This is a genomic window from Microbacterium sp. Cr-K20, assembly GCF_000708325.1.
Taxonomy (GTDB): Bacteria; Actinomycetota; Actinomycetes; order Actinomycetales; family Microbacteriaceae; genus Microbacterium.
Genome location: NZ_JARE01000004.1, coordinates 158391 through 174104, shown reverse-complemented (window position 1 = coordinate 174104; position 15714 = coordinate 158391). Strand labels below are relative to the sequence as shown.

General features: G+C 69.7%; 18 protein-coding genes and 1 tRNA gene. 3 read left to right on the top strand and 16 right to left on the bottom strand.

Going from position 1 to position 15714, the window contains the following annotated elements:
* Window positions 1-11 precede the first annotated feature (11 nt).
* Window positions 12-1202: a DUF58 domain-containing protein gene (locus tag GZ67_RS0101325; RefSeq protein ID WP_029261028.1), complete on the top strand. Its 1191-nt coding sequence runs from the start codon at window positions 12-14 to the stop codon at window positions 1200-1202.
* Complete coding sequence (locus GZ67_RS0101320) at window positions 1159-3456, top strand: transglutaminase family protein (protein ID WP_029261027.1); 2298 nt, start codon at window positions 1159-1161, stop codon at window positions 3454-3456. Before GZ67_RS0101325 ends, GZ67_RS0101320 begins: the two co-directional genes overlap by 44 nt.
* A 64-nt stretch (window positions 3457-3520) precedes the next feature.
* Here the strand turns inward: GZ67_RS0101320 and trhO are convergent, their stop codons facing one another.
* From trhO to mpaB, 14 genes are all read right to left on the bottom strand, one after another.
* Complete coding sequence (gene trhO, locus GZ67_RS0101315; protein WP_029261026.1) at window positions 3521-4411, bottom strand: oxygen-dependent tRNA uridine(34) hydroxylase TrhO; 891 nt, start codon at window positions 4409-4411, stop codon at window positions 3521-3523.
* Between the two features lie 43 nt (window positions 4412-4454).
* A complete protein-coding gene (locus tag GZ67_RS0101310) occupies window positions 4455-5204 on the bottom strand; it encodes a hypothetical protein (protein ID WP_029261025.1) in 750 nt (249 codons plus the stop codon).
* Complete coding sequence (locus tag GZ67_RS0101305) at window positions 5201-5413, bottom strand: hypothetical protein (protein ID WP_029261024.1); 213 nt, start codon at window positions 5411-5413, stop codon at window positions 5201-5203. The genes GZ67_RS0101310 and GZ67_RS0101305 overlap by 4 nt, the downstream gene beginning before the upstream one ends.
* The gene (locus tag GZ67_RS0101300) at window positions 5389-5925 is read right to left on the bottom strand and encodes an ABC transporter permease (protein ID WP_029261023.1); all 537 of its coding nucleotides are present in this window, start codon (window positions 5923-5925) and stop codon (window positions 5389-5391) included. Before GZ67_RS0101300 ends, GZ67_RS0101305 begins: the two co-directional genes overlap by 25 nt.
* Complete coding sequence (locus GZ67_RS0101295; protein ID WP_029261022.1) at window positions 5918-6646, bottom strand: ABC transporter ATP-binding protein; 729 nt, start codon at window positions 6644-6646, stop codon at window positions 5918-5920. Before GZ67_RS0101295 ends, GZ67_RS0101300 begins: the two co-directional genes overlap by 8 nt.
* A complete protein-coding gene (locus GZ67_RS0101290; RefSeq protein WP_051662255.1) occupies window positions 6643-7521 on the bottom strand; it encodes a phosphotransferase family protein in 879 nt (292 codons plus the stop codon). Before GZ67_RS0101290 ends, GZ67_RS0101295 begins: the two co-directional genes overlap by 4 nt.
* On the bottom strand, window positions 7518-9218 hold the full coding sequence (gene mpaP / locus GZ67_RS0101285) for a daptide biosynthesis intramembrane metalloprotease (protein ID WP_029261020.1): 1701 nt from the start codon (window positions 9216-9218) through the stop codon (window positions 7518-7520). Before mpaP ends, GZ67_RS0101290 begins: the two co-directional genes overlap by 4 nt.
* Entirely contained in the window at window positions 9215-10003 is a 789-nt protein-coding gene (gene mpaM, locus GZ67_RS19990; protein WP_051662253.1) for a daptide-type RiPP biosynthesis methyltransferase, read from the bottom strand. The genes mpaP and mpaM overlap by 4 nt, the downstream gene beginning before the upstream one ends.
* A 92-nt stretch (window positions 10004-10095) precedes the next feature.
* Complete coding sequence (locus GZ67_RS21185; RefSeq protein WP_308162157.1) at window positions 10096-10203, bottom strand: daptide-type RiPP; 108 nt, start codon at window positions 10201-10203, stop codon at window positions 10096-10098.
* Between the two features lie 44 nt (window positions 10204-10247).
* On the bottom strand, window positions 10248-10370 hold the full coding sequence (locus GZ67_RS21120; RefSeq protein ID WP_269319680.1) for a daptide-type RiPP: 123 nt from the start codon (window positions 10368-10370) through the stop codon (window positions 10248-10250).
* Between the two features lie 43 nt (window positions 10371-10413).
* Complete coding sequence (locus tag GZ67_RS21115; protein ID WP_269319679.1) at window positions 10414-10542, bottom strand: daptide-type RiPP; 129 nt, start codon at window positions 10540-10542, stop codon at window positions 10414-10416.
* Entirely contained in the window at window positions 10539-11705 is a 1167-nt protein-coding gene (locus tag GZ67_RS0101255) for an iron-containing alcohol dehydrogenase (RefSeq protein ID WP_051662251.1), read from the bottom strand. The genes GZ67_RS21115 and GZ67_RS0101255 overlap by 4 nt, the downstream gene beginning before the upstream one ends.
* Before the next feature lie 32 nt (window positions 11706-11737).
* Window positions 11738-12997: a daptide-type RiPP biosynthesis aminotransferase gene (gene mpaD, locus GZ67_RS0101250; protein WP_029261018.1), complete on the bottom strand. Its 1260-nt coding sequence runs from the start codon at window positions 12995-12997 to the stop codon at window positions 11738-11740.
* Window positions 12997-14073, bottom strand: a complete 1077-nt coding sequence (gene mpaB, locus GZ67_RS0101245; protein ID WP_168380831.1) for a daptide biosynthesis RiPP recognition protein — start codon at window positions 14071-14073, stop codon at window positions 12997-12999. The genes mpaD and mpaB overlap by 1 nt, the downstream gene beginning before the upstream one ends.
* A 161-nt stretch (window positions 14074-14234) precedes the next feature.
* On the opposite strand from mpaB, the gene GZ67_RS0101240 reads away from it, so the two are divergent.
* Window positions 14235-14322: transfer RNA gene (locus GZ67_RS0101240), tRNA-Ser, on the top strand.
* Between the two features lie 103 nt (window positions 14323-14425).
* Here the strand turns inward: GZ67_RS0101240 and GZ67_RS0101235 are convergent.
* Together GZ67_RS0101235 and GZ67_RS0101230 are read right to left on the bottom strand one after the other, a co-directional pair.
* The gene (locus GZ67_RS0101235) at window positions 14426-15028 is read right to left on the bottom strand and encodes a GNAT family N-acetyltransferase (RefSeq protein WP_029261016.1); all 603 of its coding nucleotides are present in this window, start codon (window positions 15026-15028) and stop codon (window positions 14426-14428) included.
* Between the two features lie 28 nt (window positions 15029-15056).
* Window positions 15057-15686, bottom strand: a complete 630-nt coding sequence (locus tag GZ67_RS0101230; RefSeq protein WP_036302883.1) for a phosphatase PAP2 family protein — start codon at window positions 15684-15686, stop codon at window positions 15057-15059.
* Between the last annotated feature and the right edge of the window lie 28 nt (window positions 15687-15714).

Below are 15714 nucleotides of genomic sequence, written 5' to 3'. Positions count from 1 at the left end.
CCGAGACCCTCATGCGACGACGCCGATCCCTCACCAGCCGCGGCGCTGGTGCGCTCATCGCCGCGCTGGGCTGCATGATCGCCGCCAACGTCCTCGGCGCCCGCATCCTGCTCTACATCGGGGTGCTGCTCGCCGCCCTCACCCTCTTCTCGCTCCTCGCCGTGCGTCTCCCCCGCCGCTCCGGGACGGTCACCCGTCAGATCTCGACCGACCTGCTGACCGTGTCGGAGACCTCGAGGGTCACGGTGCGCTTCACGTTGCGCGCCCTCCGCGTGCCACGGGGGCTCTGGCACGACGTGCTGCCCGACGCCGTCACCGGCGACTCGGGCGGCGAGTACCCGCCCGAGACCGGTCAGCTCACCTACCTGATCACCGGCGTCCGACGCGGCGTCTGGCCGCTCGGGCCGCTCATGCTGCGCACGGTGGATCCGTTCGGGCTGGCGCAGCGCGAGCAGCCGTTCGGCGACAGCCGCAGCGTCACCGTCGTGCCCGAGGTCTTCGCCCTCGCCCCGCTCGCCGTGCGGGTCGGAGCCGCCGGAGGAACCGCGCACACCTCGTCGACGAGGCTGGGGCAGGGCAGCGACAACCTGTCACCGCGCGGCTACATCCCCGGCGACTCGATGCGTCGCATCCACTGGAGGGCGACCGCACACCGTGGGCAGCTCATGGTGCGTCAGGAAGAGGAGGAGTCGAGCCCTGACGCGGTCGTCGTGCTCGACCGCAGCAGTCGCCACTGGGATGCGCCGGGCGTCCACGCCGATCCTTCCTTCGAGACCGCCGTTTCCCTGTGCGCATCCGCCGCCATCCATCTCGCGTCCGAGGGCTACAGCGTCGACGTGATCGACGGCGCGGGAACTCTGCTCGGCGCCCTGCGCGGGCACGAAGACGACCGTGACGGACTGCTCGTGGCGCTGGCGATGGTGACACCCCGCGGCGAGAGCCGGGACCTGGCGTCGCTCATCGGCGGCACGCCTCCCGGCCCGCTGGTCTTCATCACCGGGCGCCTCGATGAGGAGGACGCCGCCCTGCTGCGTCCGGCGGGAGCCACCGCCCCGATGCTGTTCAGCACCGAGCTGCTGCCCGGTGCCGCCGAGGCCTCCGTCCCGCACGGCTGGACGGTCGTGGAGATCGGCGAGGACATCGCCGAGGCGTGGGAGGATGCCGTCTCGGCGCGGATCGGGGTCGGCGATGTTCCGCGCTGAGCAGTCACCCGCGACCGCGGCCGCCCCCGCGCCGACCGCGCCACGGTGGCATCGCGACCGTGAGGAGACGACCGGTGTCGTCGGCCCCGGTGCGATGGCGGCTGCGGCGACGCTGGTGGCGACGTGGCCGTACACGTCGGTCATCTCTCCGGGCACCTGGTCGGGCACGGTCCTCGTCGTGGTTATCGTCGTGGCTGGCACGGGAATGCTGCTGCGGCACCTGCTGCGCCGACGGGCGGCATGGGTCCGGGACACCGGCACCCTCCTCACCCAGATCGTCGTGGCCATCGGCGCCGTGACGCTGCTCGTCGCGGGTGACACCGCGATCTTCGGGGTGGTCCCGACGACGACCACCCTCGCGGTGTTCGGAGCCCTCGGGGCCGCGGCCTTCGAGGAGGTCGCGTTCGGTTCCGCGCCGCTCGACGCCTCGCCCGGGCTCGCCGCCACGATGGGCGCCGGCTTCGCGATCGTCGCGATCCTCCTCGACCAGCTCGTGGCGCACCGCTCGGCCGTGCTGGCCGCGCTGCTGACCGGCGCCATCGGCGCGGTGCCGATGATCGTCACCCTGGGTGAGACGAACGTGATCTGGTTCGTGCTCTACGGCGTGATGGCCCTGCTCCTCTTCCGTTACACCGCGCGCCGGCATCCGGAATCGCCCCGGCGATCGTCGACGTCCCTCGCCGTCGCGCTGGGGGCGGCCGCGCTCGCCACGACCGTCGCCATCGCCCCCGCGCTGCCCGTGGCCACGAGCATGGCCGGCACCGGCGTCGGCGTCACGGTCGATGCCTCGCTGCGCCTCGGCGATGACCTGCGCCAACCGAACCCGGTCGAGGTTCTGACCGTGGCGGCGGACGGCGAGACTGCGCCCTACCTGCGGCTGACGACGCTCTCCCGATTCGACGGACGGGTCTGGCAGCCGGACCGGGGTGACCTGCAGTCGCAGGACGACGGCTTCGGCGCCGCGGAGTGGGGAGAGGAGATCGCGACGGAGGAGGAGAACACCTCCATCCGGGTGCTGCGGATGTCGAGCTCGTGGCTTCCGGTGCCGTACCCGGCCACCGCCGTGCAGGGTCTGAGCGGCTCGTGGCGGGTCTCCCCCGACAACCGCACGCTCTTCTCGCGCAGCGCCGATGCCGTCGGCAACGATTACACCGTCACCTCGTCCCGCCTGATCCCGACGCTCGAGCAGATCCGCGCGATCGACGCCGCGCCCCCCGTCGACGATCCCGAGGCGGAGCCCGTGGAGCTGCCGGGGATCATCGCCGAGACGGCCACCGACGTGACCGCGGCCGCGAGCACCGACTATGACCGACTCGTGGCACTGCAGAACTGGTTCCGCTCGCAGTTCGCGTACTCCCTCGAGACACCGGTGCAGGAAGGCTTCGACGGCACCGGGGCCGAGGCCGTGGCGCAGTTCCTCGAAGAGCGCCAGGGGTACTGCGTGCACTTCGCCGGCGCCTTCGCCCTGATGGCCGAGAGCCTGGGGATGCAGGTGCGCATCGTGGTCGGCTACCTGCCCGGCGCGCTCACCGACGAGAAACGGGGCACGGAATCGGTGTTCTCCGTGACCAGCGATCAGCTGCACTCCTGGCCGGAAGTGCTCTTCCCCGGCGTCGGCTGGGTTCCTTTCGAGCCGACCGCCTCCCTGGGCGTGCCGACCGCCTTCCGCGCAGGAGTTACGCAGGGCGGTGGCTCCGGAGACCCGTCCGTCCCCGTCCCCACCACCGCTCCGCAGAGCGAAGAGACCTCGGCTCCGGAGGTGGACCGTGACCCCGACGGCGGCGACTCGGCGGACGGCGGCGCACGGCGCACCCTCGACCCGATGCCGGTCGCGCTCACCGCACTCGGCGTCGTCGTGCTGCTCCTGTTGCCGGCGCTCATCCGCGTCGTGGAGCGCCGCGGTCGCATGAGCCGAGCGCGAGGCGGAGACCCCGCGGCGGCTTGGGCCGAGCTCCGCGACACGTTGATCGACCTCCAACAAGACGTGTCCGATGCCGAGACCCCACGTGTGCGTGCGGCGGGTCTCGTGCGGTCGAACCAGGTCGACGCGGCGGCGATGCGTCGACTCACGGATGCCGTCGAGCAGTCCAATTACGCCCGCTCCGGTGATGCGGAGACTGATCTGTCCGAGCCACTGGGCCTGGTGCTGAGGCAGTTGCGCGCCAGCGTCGATAGACCGACGCGGGTACGCGCCGCGCTGCTGCCGCGGTCGCTGTATGCGCCCCGGGCCGCCGAGCCGGGAGCGGCGGTCTGACGGCAGGGCTCCGGGACGCTCGGCTCGGGTCGGCTGGGTCGGGTCGGGTCGGGTCGACCTGCGTTCAGGCGGCGTGCGCCGTGCAGGGCACAGCCACGCAGTCCTCGCACACCACGAACTGCGAGCGGCAGGAGAGGTCGGGGCAGTTGGCTGTGCGCTTGGTGGGCGCTCCGCAGCCGACGCATTCGCCGATGACGCGGGCATGGTCGGAGAAGTCGACGGAGCCACGGCCGTCGAACACGTAGAGCGACCCGTCCCACAGGCCGTCGTCGCCGTACTTCTCGCCGTAGCGGACGATGCCGCCCTCGAGCTGATAGACCTCCCCGAAGCCGCGAGCCGTCATGAGACTCGACAGCACCTCGCAGCGGATTCCGCCGGTGCAGTAGGTGACGACGGGCTTGCCCTTCAGGTCGTCGTAGGCGCCGGAGTCGAGGAGCTGCACGAAATCCCGGGTCGTCTCGGTGTCGGGCACGACCGCGCCGCGGAACCGCCCGATCTGCGCCTCGAGGGCGTTCCGGCCGTCGAAGAACACCACGTCGTCGCCACGTTCCTCGATCAGGCCGTGAAGTTCTTCGGGGCTCAGCCGCGTGCCGCCACCGACGACGCCGTGCTCGTCGACCCGCAGCTCCCCCGGGGCTCCGAACGACACGATCTCGTCGCGCACCTTGACGCTGAGCTTGGGGAAGTCGAGGCTGCGGCCCTCGGCATCGAGCCCCGTCCCCTCGCTCCACTTGATGTCGGCGTCCGCGAACGGCGCGTACGAGCGAAAGGAACGGAGCCATTTCTTCAGGGCCGTGATGTCGCCGCCGAGCGTGCCGTTGATCCCGTCCTTCGAGATGAGCAGTCGTCCGCGCAGCCCGAGCGCCTCGCCGATGTCGCGCTGCCAGACGCGCACGGCGTCGGGGTCGGCGAGGGGCGTGAACGCGTAGAAGAGGACGATCTTGGGGGTTGCCACCCAGGAATCCTACGTCGGGTGCGGGTGGTGGGCGGAACTCCGCTCAGAGCCGGTCCCGGCGACGCACGACGAGCACGGCGACGGCGCCGAGCACGAGGAGCCACGCGCACGCGATCGCCGCACACGCCGCACCACCGAGCCCCTCGCGCGAGAGACCTGCCGATGACAGGAGCGTCTGCATGGGCAGGACGTCGGCCAGGGAGGGCGCGATGTCGGCGAGAAGGGCGGCGGGCACGAGCGTCGCAGGGACGACGAACAGCACGAAGATCGGGCTGCGGATCAGCACACCGACGAGGTATCCCCACAGCCCCGCAGCCCCGATCGCCGCCAGAGTCCGCCCGGCCGTCGCGGGAGGGAGCAGCTCTTGGCCCGATGCGACCAGGAAGGCCGTCTCGAGAGCGAGGGTGCCGACCGCGCCGAACAGCAGGCTCGTGAGCAGGGTCGTCGAGGCTCGCGCACCGAAGACGGCGACGGGGCCGCCGTAGAGCTGTGCCCTGGCCAGCACACCCGCCTTGTCGGCGAGCGTCACTCCGAGCGCGCCGAGCACGGCGACGACGAGGATGAGGCTGCTGAACACGGATGCGCTCAATCCCACGGCGACCTCGGCGATGGCGTGCGCGGGGGCGATGCCCAGCTCGGCAGGAAGCGAAGCGAGCAGGGACACGACGAGGAACAGCATCGCGGGCAGGAACACCCACGGCAGAGGGTCGCCTCGCACCCGTCGGAGCTCCGCAGCGATCGTGCGGACCATCGGACCGCGGTCGACCGTCGGCATGGCCGGCGCCGACGTCATCGCGCACGCTTTCGCACGACCACCACGGCGAGTGCGGTCACGACAGCCGCCCACCCGAGCAGCACGGCGCAGCTCGCACCCGCTGGCAGGAGACCGTCGATCGGGGCGCCCGTCGCTCCCGCGAACGCGCCGACCGGGAGGAACCTCTCGATCGCCGGCACCGTGAACAGCAGCGGCAGCTCGATCATCGTCGGCAGCAGCAGCACCACGGCGGAGACACGTAGTAGTTCCGGAAGATCCACCCCAGCGAACCACCGATAACGGCCCCAGTGGCTGCCACGAAGATCGAGCCTCCCACGATGCCCCAGAACGCGCCGTCGAGCTGCAGGTGTCGACCGTATGTGGCGAGCGCGAGGCTCGTGACACCGGCCCAGATCGCCGCACCGACCAGGCAGAAGACGATGCTCGTGGCCACGCTCGACAGGAGCTTCGCGAGGAAGACGCGACGCAGCGAGCCGATCACGATCGTGCGTGACATCGAACGGTAGTAGAACTCCCGCGAGACGGAGTAGCTCCCGAGATACATCGCGGTGATCCCGATCGAGGCGATGAGTCCGAAGACCATCCTGGTCGCCATGCCGTCGTCGAGTGCACGCACTCCGTCGAGCGACGGCCCCATGGTCAGCATGAGGGCCGGGATGAGGATCACGAAGGAGCCGACGCCGAGCATCGCGAGGCCGCTGACGCTGCGGAGCAGTTCGCTTCTGAGCACGTCAGGCATGGCGACGACCCCCTGCGGCGGTGTCGATCAGATCGAAGTACCCCTCCTCGAGGGAGGAATCGCCTCCGCGGGTCAACGAGTCCAGCGGCCCCCGGAACAGCACGGTGCGACGCATCACGACGACCTCGTCGACGCTCTGCTCGAGTTCGGCCAGCTGATGACTGGAGACGAGGACGCTGCCTCCACGCGCCGCGAAGTTCCGGAGGAATCCACGGAGCCAGCGGATCCCGCCGGGGTCGAGGCCGTTCGCCGGCTCGTCGAGCACCAGCAGCTCGGGATCGCCGAGCAGGGCAGTCGCGAGTCCCAGTCGCTGGCGCATCCCGGTCGAGTACTTCTTCACCCGCTTGCCGGCGTGCGCCGTGAGGTCGACCTGCTCCAGCACCTCGTCGACCCTCGAACGCGGCGCGCCCAGAGCGAGCCGGTAGATGTCGAGATGCCGCGCGGCGGTGATCCCCGTCTCGAAGCCCAGCCCGTCCATGTGCACACCGACTCGCCTGGCGGGATTGGGCAGCGCCGCGAAGGGCTCCCCGAACACTCGCGCCGACCCCGCTGTGGGATGAAGCAGTCCGACCACCCCCCGCATCGCGGTGCTCTTCCCGGCCCCATTCGGGCCGAGCAGTCCGACCACGGATCCGGCCTCCACCGTGAAGGTCAGGTCTTGCACGACGGTATCGCCGCCGTAGGACTTGGTGAAGCCGTCGAAGGACACGACTGCGGTCATGGGTTCACTCCTTGCGTGAGAGGACGGGAGATGGGGATACGACCGATCAGTCGATCCGCGTGGCGGTGGATGGGGGTGATCAGCTCGGGATGCGCGCCTCCGTCGGCGCGGGTAAGGAGCTTGGTGAGCGCGTACAGCTGGGCGACGACGCCGTCGTCGGTCTCGAGGTCTTCGCGGAACCGTCGTGCGATCTCGTCCGCGACGGCGGGCACTCCGAGCGAATGGGCGAGGAGGAAGGCGGCGTCGTATCCCCGCGGCGCAAGGCCCCATGCTTCCCAGTCCACGATCGCGAGCGGGCCCCTGTGGATGTTGTTCCAGTGGAGATCACCGTGACACGACACCCAGCGCCCCGGGTCGGTGTCGACCTCGTGGCCGAAGAAGACGGCGATGCGTCGGCGGATGCCGGCGGGGTCGAGGGACATGCGCGTCGTCGGAGTGGCGGCCACTCCGGCCAGTGCCTGCTCCAGATCAGACCACCACCCCGTATCCACAGCCGGGTCGTCGCGCAGTTCCGGCGTCGCCGCCGACGGTGTGCCCGGCACCACAGTCATCAGCTCGGCCCGAAGCACGAGCGCGCCTTCGGTCTGCTCTCGTACATCCAGGAACAGGGGTTTGACGCCGATGTGGATCGCTCCGGCATCCTGGTTCCCCGTCCACCACGGTCCTCGAGCCCACTCGGCGCGCGCCCACACGATGCGGAGCCAGAGCACATCGCCTCCGCGTTCCACCGCCGAGCCGATCGAACGGTCATGCCAACCGTGGACGGGTTCACCGATCGCCCGTACCTCCAGCTCGGTCGCCATGCGCGCCAGCGCCTGGCGCAGCATCCGGCGCACATCATTCTCCGGCGCGCTCGGCGGGATACCGGCATTCATCGGTGCTCCGATCCGAGCGCGGCCGCCGGTCGGGCCAGGAAGGCTTGCCAGAGCCAGACGGCGATGTTCGTCGCACGTGGGTCAGAGAACGTCGCCCTCCCGTACGGGGGCAAGGTCTCGGCCGTTTCGACTTCTGTCAGGCCCCTCGTCCAGGCGGGCGTGGTCAGGCCGGAGTCGCTCACGGGCACGAGTGCCGCGAGGTCGACCCCGTCGTCATGCTCGGCGGATCCGCTGCCGACGGTCGCGCTGCCCAGTGGATGGCGGAGGACGATGCCGTTGCTCTCCAGCGTCACCGCCGTGCCCGCCGCCGGCAGTTCCGCGGAGGTACCCGCCACCAGACGGACGTCCTCGCCATCGACCGCGAACCCGACCTGATGAGCGGGCTGGATCGGGACGACGAACAGGATCGCTCCTGCCACCGCGATGATCGCCCCGAGGGACGCGGCTGTCCGCCGCGCATCCGGCCGGCGGCCGTGGACCGCACGGACACCCCGGATGAGCGCGGCGGCGGCCACGGCGATCACCAGTGCCACGGTGAGCAGATAGGCGATGGCGGGCACGACCCCGAGGCCGGCGACCATCGACGAGGAGCGGTAGAGCACCAGTCCGACCAGCACGACCGGGAAGAGCCGACAGGTGACGCCGTACGCGACCAGCCAGCCTCGCCGCGTCGAACCTGGCCCGCCGACAGTCGTCGACCGGTCAGCCTTCATCGTCCCGAACAACATCGCGCCGAGCGTCTCTCCCGCCGCGTGCATGGCGTGGCGCCGCAGATGCGGATGGTCCAGCGCGGACATCAGCGCCAGGTAGCCGTCGAGCTGCACGAAGGGCAGCAGGTTGAGCACGGTGATCACGAGGCATGTGAGCCCGTACAGCACGAGCGCGGCGTGCAGCATCGGATCTGTGAAGAAGCGCGCGAGGACGATGCTCGCCGCTGCGCAGAGCAGGTGCACCGCGGGCCCGGCGAGCGCGACGGCCACACGCCGTCCGCGCCGACCCAACCGCCAGCCGTCGGTGACGTCGCAGAAGAAGGCGGGGGCGAGGTAGAACAGCATGGCTCCGATGCGCCGGGGAGACCCGCCGAAGTGGCTGAGGACGGCACCGTGCCCGAGCTCGTGCACGACCGTGGTGAGGACGATCGCCACGCTCAGTCCGATCACGACGGGCAGCGGCACGGGATGATCGAGAACCCCGACGATGTCGTCGGTGCTGAGGAGACCGACGACGAACCCTGCGAGCACGATGGCCAGGAACACGACCGCGCCGGGAGCCTCGACGGCGAGTCGGGTGATCGGGCGGAGCGCGGCGAAGAGACGGGCCGGGTCTCCGATGCTGAACTGCACGGTGAGCGGGGGCTGGAACCGCCAACGGGAACCTCGGTCGAGCCGACGGTCGTGGTCTCCCCGCTGCGCGTCTGTGCGCAGGAGACCGGCGGCGGCGAGGCGACGCGCAACTCCCCCGACATCGTCAGACGTCCACGGTTCGCCGAGCTCCTGAGCGATCTGCGACACCGTCCGCACCCCGGTGAAGTGCCGTGCGACGGTGGCCACCGACTCGGAGATCCGGGCCTTTGGCACTCGGTCACGCGCGATGATCCAGGCGCCCTCCGCGTCTGCCGGCGCATCGACGGAGACGCGCGCCCCGAGCTCTGGTCGAGCCGAAGCCGGGAACACCGTCATCGGAAGCTCACTCGTCATCGGACGCACTCGAGCATGGACAGGCTCTGCGACCCGTCTGCGAGACGGACCGGGAAGGCATCGCGCACGCGCAACCCGGCGGTGCTCAGCTCTGCACGCAACTGCGTCTCGTCGAGAAGGTTCACCCTCGAGGCGAACGCCTCCGTCGTGCGCACTCCCGCCTGCCGACGCAGGTGCAGCACGCTCACGTCTCGGTGGCCGGCCGTCGAGTCGACCTGCTCATCCAGGATCACGATCTCGGCAGGGTCCGCGTTCAGCGGCACGAGCCGCGTCTCGGCTCCGCCCGTATAGGTACCGGTCGAGTGGACCGAGACGAGGAAGACACCATCGGGCGACAGGTGTGCACGCACAGCCTCGAGCATCGTCCGCCGTCGGTGCGGAGGCAGCAGAGTGATCGAGGTTGCCGCCAGCACGATGAGTCCGAACGACCCATCGACCTCGAACGCGCTCATGTCGCCGAGCACGGGAAGAACCGTCACCCCCGCGCGCTGCGCGCGTCCCTCGAGCAGCTCGAGCATGCGCGGAGAATTGTCGAGCGCGACCGTCTCACGTCGCAGGCGACCGAGTGCGACAGTGAGGCGACCACTACCGCACGCGAGTTCGAGAATCCTCCCCCCGGTGCGCCGGCCGACACGGAGGATCTCGCGCACCTCGCTGTCGTCGCCACGGGTCATCGCGTCGTAGACCTCCGACCCTCGCTCGCTGTAGAGGTCGGTGACGACGGCGTGCGGTTCGAGGACGGCGAGCAGCCGCGCCATCGACGAGGTCAGGCGAGAATCGGTCATGCGGACTCCTTGTCTGGGCGGGCGGGCACCGCACGGGGCGTAGCTGATGGGGGTATGGCTGCCGAACGGCGAACCGGCTACGCCCCGCACCATCAGGTGATGGCGACCGCCGCGCCGATGATGATGATGATGTCGCCGACGATGATGTACCAGGGCTCGGGGGCGTCCATCGCCTCGATCTCCTCGAAACTCAGATCCATGTGCTCACCTCCTTCGGGCGAGGTCTGCTGCGATCGATCGCGGATCACGTCGCGATGCCGATGATGGCGATGACGGCGCCGATCTTCACCGCGGCGTACCAGGTCCAGAAGTCGGGGGTGTCCATCGACTCCAGTTCTTCAAAGCGCAGGTCTTTTGAGATCTCCATGTGTTCTCACCTCCTCTGTCGTACCGTTCCGGGCGTCCGCCGCTCAGGTGAGAGCGGCGATGATGACGACGATCCCCATACCCGTGCCGATTCCGTTGACGAAGTCCGTCCATTCGGATGGGGCGTCCATCGTCGGCAGCTCCTCGATCTGCAGGTCCAGTGCAGTGGTCATTTCTCTGTCACCTCCTCTCGTCGCTTCGTGATCGGATCCGCGCCTGCCGCAAACGACGCGGCGAAGATCTGATCGATGGCTTCCGGGGCGATGCGTCCGAGCGCCGGCAGCGATCCACCCCAAGAGGTGCGGACCCGCTCGGACGCCTGCATGCGCATCGATGCACTCGGTGCATCGATGGTGCACAGTCCCCAGCGCTGGAACAGTGTCGCGAGGCCATCGCGGATGTCGAGGGGAAGCTCGGGGATGACGGCGCGGACCCAGGACCAGGCTGACGCGAGTCTCTCTGTCGAGCCCCAGCGCCGGTCGCCGTCGGCGATGGCACCCCAGATGGTCGGCAGGATCGACAGGGTCGCCGGGATCTTACGGGCACCCGTCACCCAGGCCAGTTCATTCGCCAGATACCAGTGCTTCGCCGCATAGCTCTCCCGCCCGACGAGGGCCCAGCTGCGATGACTCGCTGCGCTGAGCTGCCCTGCGAACAGACGTTCCTCGGGCGTCAGGGATCTGAGCCTGAGCAGTTCGCCCATCCGCCCTGCGCCGTTCACGATCGACTCGGCATCGTGATCGGCGGCGAGATCGACCCGGCTCCCGATCACGGGGCCGAGCACGCGGAGGATCACTTCGATCAGTCCCTCCACCTGCAGCACTCGAGGCAGGGTGGCGGTGTGCAAGGGGTCGAGGACTGCATGATCGGGAAGCAACGCAGGGCTGAAGAGGAGGCGCCGCCCCGACGGCGTCACGAGACAGGCGACGCTGCTGACCTCGGAGCCGGTACCGATGGTCGTCGGGACGGCGACGAGGGGCAGCTCCTGGTCGCGGGTGATATTCGCCTCGGGAAGACGGACGAAGCCGCTGCGTGCCGTCAGCCTGCGTAGCGGCAGAACGAATCGCGGTGTCGTGATCAGTAGCCGTGCGATCTTCGCGGCGTCGAGGATGGTGCCTCCGCCGAGCGCCACGACCGCAGTTGCACGTTGCCCGGCGGAGACGATTTCGGCGATCGTGCCCGCGTCGACCGCCTGCGCATCGATACGGAGTTCGGTGGCTCCCGGCGGCAACGAGATACTCATCCCGTCGACGGCCGCATCGCGGACGACGAGTGGCCGCTCGCCCAGCGAGAGTCGGGAGAGGACGGCCGAGGTCGCTCCGGCTCCCGCCGTCACCCGTACTGAATTGTGAGCCTCCCTCAGTGAGTTCACGCGGCGCGCTCGTGGTCGTCGATGCCGTGCAGGATCGCGGTCTCGAGTTCGTCGAGCTCCGCCCTGCCGTAGAGGTACGCGGGGATCACCTGGATGCAGCCCGGTCCCGGCTGCACGATCGCCCCCGCCTTCCGCACCGCGGCCACGACTCCCGCGATCTCACCGCCGTCGAATAGCCGCCCGTCCCGCGCGAGGACCACGGAGCGGAAGCAACCGATCCCGCCGGTGCCGATCACGTGGGGATGTGCCACGATCCGCGCGATCGTCCCGTCCAGCGCCGCACCCAGCTTCTGCGAGAGACGGAGCGCATCCATTCGGTCGAACTCCGACGCGGCAGCCAGGATGGCTGCGCAGGAGGCAGGGGTACCGGCTTGCGTCTCCGCATGGACGAACATCGCGTCGCGGCTGTCGAAGACATCGCAGAGTTCCGCGGAGACGAGCACAGCCGATGCCGCCGCCGCACCGTTCGTCAGTGCCTTCGACAGCAGGAGCACGTCGGGGGCGACTGCCCAGCGCTCGGAGGCGAAGAGCAGACCGGTGCGCCCGAACCCCGTCGCCACCTCGTCGGCGACCAGCACGACGTCGAACGACGCTCGGATCTCGGCGACGGTCGCGAGGAACTCTTCGTCGAGGGCGATCGCACCCGATCCCTGCACGGGCTCGAGCACGAGAGCGGCGATCCGATCTCCTTCCCTGGCGAACAGCGTCCGCAGCTGTGCCCCGCCGTCATGCGGGGAGACGTGCCTCACCGCCCGCCGATCCACGCCGTATACGGACTGGCCCAGCGCCTCGCCGGTAAGGGCGAAGGCGCCGTAACTGAGCCCGTGATATCCGCCCTGTGTGCCTACGACGAGGTTCTTGTGCGGTGCGCCCTTCAGTGCAGCCGCCTGACGCACGAGCTTCATCGTCAGATCGTTCGCCGCCGCTCCGGAGGTCGCGAAGATGACACGCGCGTAGTCACCCGCCCGCGCCAGGAGCATCTCCGCAGCCTCCTGAGCATAGGAGTGCGAGGAGCGGAAGAGGGAGAGATAGGAGGCGGACCGCAACGCCGCCCCCACGGCATCGGCCACAGCCTCATTCCCGTAGCCGAGCGGAACGTTCCAGAGCCCACTCGTCGCACAGAGTCTCGTGATGCCGTCGGCCGTGCGGACCCGCACGCCCGCGGCCGCGACCGCGTGCTCCTGCGGGCGCCCCCACATGCTGGGCGGTGTGAGGCTCTCCCAGAGTGGAGGCCGTGACGCACTGCCCTCGCGCATCACTCGCCGCTCCGCCCGTGGGAGACGAGATCGAGACCCGCCTGCGCGAACCTCCCCTGGACGTCCCGCAGCACCTCGGCTGCTTCCCCTGTGCGCCGTCCGAGTTCGGTGGCGAGCATCACCGACGCCGCGGCCTCGTCCCCGGTCGCCATCAGGCACTCGGCTGCGCGCGCGGCGTCGACCCCGAGCCGGAAACGTCTGAGGCTCACGGGATCGACCAGGATGTACTCCACGCCGTCACCCGTCACCAGGAAAGGCGCCTCGGAGGCGACGGCCGCGGCAGCGCCCTCGTCGAGAGCTCGGACGAGGTGTCCGCCGAAACCCGAGATGGCGGGCCGTGTCAGGGCACCGTTCCACTGCCGCAGCAGGTCGAGAGCGGCGACGTACCTCGCGAGCCAGGGCCTGTCGTCGAGATCCGCCTCGAGCACGCGGGGGTCGACGATCCGCGCGAACGCCCGGCCGCGACCGCTGCTCTCCGCGGCCGTCGCCTCGACGTCGGCCCGCTCATCACCCACGCTGCCGAGGAGGAGCCCGTCGGGCCCGTCTCGATACTCGCCGGACCCGGTGACGTGCACGCGGACCAGGTCTGCCTCGTCTTCGTCCGCACGGACGAACGAGGTGCGCGAGTCCAGGAGAACCAACCCGCTGAGGAGCTGATCCACGAAGAAGCCCGACTCTCGCGCGGTGTCGGCGTCGCTGAGGAAGGCCGCGAGCCCCGCCGCCGACCCCTGGCGGACGATGGTGAGTCCGACGATGGAGAGGAACGGGGCCGCGAGGTAGTCCTGCAGTTCGAATGCGTGGCGCCCGTCGACGATGATCTCGTCGCCGGGCTCGCGGAAGGAGCCGTCATATCCGATGGTCCGCGGATCGGCATGTCGCACAGGGGCGATCACGATGTCGCAGGGCTCCGCCGCGCGCAGCACCTCCTCGATGTGGTCTCCGGATTCGAGGAAGAACACGGCGCCCTCGACGATTCCCCGCCTTCCGCTGACGTACTGCTCGAAAGCAGTGGCCGTGCGGTGGCTTGGCCGTGATGCCGTGGTCGCGCTGTCCTGCATGTTCCCCCCAGAAGACATGGACCTTGATCGAAAACGATCTGTCCTCATCTGAGGCTATACAGCTGACGTGTGACATGCAATATTCTGCCCACAGCACGACGAGGATCCGCCCACAGCTGCGCGCGACGGCTCTGTCACGCCGCCCTCCCCCGATCGGATAGGATGGACAGGTTGTTCCTGGTGACGTGTCCGAGCGGCCGAAGGAGCACGCTTGGAAAGCGTGTGTTGTGCAAGCAACCGCGGGTTCGAATCCCGCCGTCACCGCCAGAAACGCATGAAGGGTCTCCGCGCCAGCGGGGGCCCTTCTCGCGTTTCTCTCCAGTACGGGGATTCGGGGAGGAGCGAGCGCCGGGATACGCCCCCGGCTCACTCAGCCGTCGAAGCGCACGCCGTAGATCTGCCCACCGGGCGCTGCGGGTAGGCGCGTCATCCCGAGCCGCTCGTAGAACGCGGCCGCTCCGGCGTTGTTCGGGTCGATCCCCAGGTGCAGTCCGCGCACCCCGCGGCGGGTCAGCTCGGCGAACAGGGTCTCCATGAGCCCGCGCCCGAGTCCCTGCCCCTGTGTCTCGGGGAGCAGATCGATGTGCAGATGGGCGGGGTACTCGGCGGCGTTCGGCTCGATGCCGGGGGCTCGCTCGTACCCGTACTCGACCATCCGCTCCTCCCGGGTCGCGGGCTCCGCAGACCGGGGGTATCGCTCCTGCAGCCCGGGCCACCACTCGTCGCGGAACCAGGTGTAGAAAGCGTCAGTGTCGTCCGTCGCCACGATGTACCCGATGGTGCGCTCGTCGTCGCTCTCGACCACCCAGGCGATGTCGGGATGCCGCTCGGCATAAGGAACGGCGAACAGGTCGCCCCACAGCGAGTCGTCGGAGAGGATGCCGGTCGCATCCCCGCCCGCGTCGGCGGTCTGCACGCAGATCTCGTACAGCGCGGCACGATCGGTGGGGCGGTAGGGACGGATGCGCGACACGAAGGCTCCTCTGACTGAACGGTCCGGTTCAGCCTATCGGCGCCTCCACCTCGGACTTCTTCTGCTGCACCCAGGGCAGCAGCCACGCCGCCAGCACGAGCACGACGCCGGCGCCGACGAGCGCACCGCCGAGCGTGTCGGTGGCCCAGTGCACCGACAGGAATGTCCGCGAGAGCGCCATCGCCAGCACCCACAGCACACCGAGGATCGCGGTCCAGACCCGCGGGAACAGCACCCAGACCACGAGCGCGATCGTCGCCGCGTTCGCGGTGTGGCCGGATGGGAACGAGCCGTAGTCGCTCACCACCAGCATGTCCTCCGGGCGCGCTCTTCCGAAGAGCTGTTTGAGCAGCTGCACCGCACCGGCGCTCGCGGCGAAGCACACGGCCGCGAAGACCGCACCACGCCAGCGTCGTGCGAGCACGAGCACGAGGATCGCCAGCAGCGGCACCCCGAGGATCGCCACCCAGCCGCCGCCGATCCAGTCCATGACCAGCGCGAACTGCAGCAGCCAGTCACCCCGGATGCCGGCGACGGTCTCGTTCCACCAGTGGTCGAAGCCGGGCGTCTCCGGATACACGAACACCACCAGGGCACCGAGCACCGTCGCGAGCGCGAGGAGGCCCACTCCCCACCACAGCAGCATCCGCCTGTCCATCGTCCCATTCTGCGGGACGGGGCCCTGC

What these genes read in the sequence shown, in the direction of transcription:
- GZ67_RS0101290 (WP_051662255.1), bottom strand. Translation starts at nt 7,521, where the DNA reads ATGAATGCCGGTATCCCGCCGAGCGCGCCGGAGAATGATGTGCGCCGG.
- GZ67_RS0101320 (WP_029261027.1), top strand. Translation starts at nt 1,159, where the DNA reads ATGCCGTCTCGGCGCGGATCGGGGTCGGCGATGTTCCGCGCTGAGCAG.
- GZ67_RS0101230 (WP_036302883.1), bottom strand. Translation starts at nt 15,686, where the DNA reads ATGGACAGGCGGATGCTGCTGTGGTGGGGAGTGGGCCTCCTCGCGCTC.
- GZ67_RS0101325 (WP_029261028.1), top strand. Translation starts at nt 12, where the DNA reads ATGCGACGACGCCGATCCCTCACCAGCCGCGGCGCTGGTGCGCTCATC.
- mpaM (WP_051662253.1), bottom strand. Translation starts at nt 10,003, where the DNA reads ATGACCGATTCTCGCCTGACCTCGTCGATGGCGCGGCTGCTCGCCGTC.
- mpaP (WP_029261020.1), bottom strand. Translation starts at nt 9,218, where the DNA reads ATGACGAGTGAGCTTCCGATGACGGTGTTCCCGGCTTCGGCTCGACCA.
- mpaD (WP_029261018.1), bottom strand. Translation starts at nt 12,997, where the DNA reads ATGCGCGAGGGCAGTGCGTCACGGCCTCCACTCTGGGAGAGCCTCACA.
- GZ67_RS21120 (WP_269319680.1), bottom strand. Translation starts at nt 10,370, where the DNA reads ATGGAGATCTCAAAAGACCTGCGCTTTGAAGAACTGGAGTCGATGGAC.
- mpaB (WP_168380831.1), bottom strand. Translation starts at nt 14,073, where the DNA reads ATGTCTTCTGGGGGGAACATGCAGGACAGCGCGACCACGGCATCACGG.
- GZ67_RS0101310 (WP_029261025.1), bottom strand. Translation starts at nt 5,204, where the DNA reads ATGACGTCGGCGCCGGCCATGCCGACGGTCGACCGCGGTCCGATGGTC.
- GZ67_RS0101295 (WP_029261022.1), bottom strand. Translation starts at nt 6,646, where the DNA reads ATGACCGCAGTCGTGTCCTTCGACGGCTTCACCAAGTCCTACGGCGGC.
- GZ67_RS21115 (WP_269319679.1), bottom strand. Translation starts at nt 10,542, where the DNA reads ATGACCACTGCACTGGACCTGCAGATCGAGGAGCTGCCGACGATGGAC.
- GZ67_RS21185 (WP_308162157.1), bottom strand. Translation starts at nt 10,203, where the DNA reads ATGGATCTGAGTTTCGAGGAGATCGAGGCGATGGACGCCCCCGAGCCC.
- GZ67_RS0101300 (WP_029261023.1), bottom strand. Translation starts at nt 5,925, where the DNA reads ATGCCTGACGTGCTCAGAAGCGAACTGCTCCGCAGCGTCAGCGGCCTC.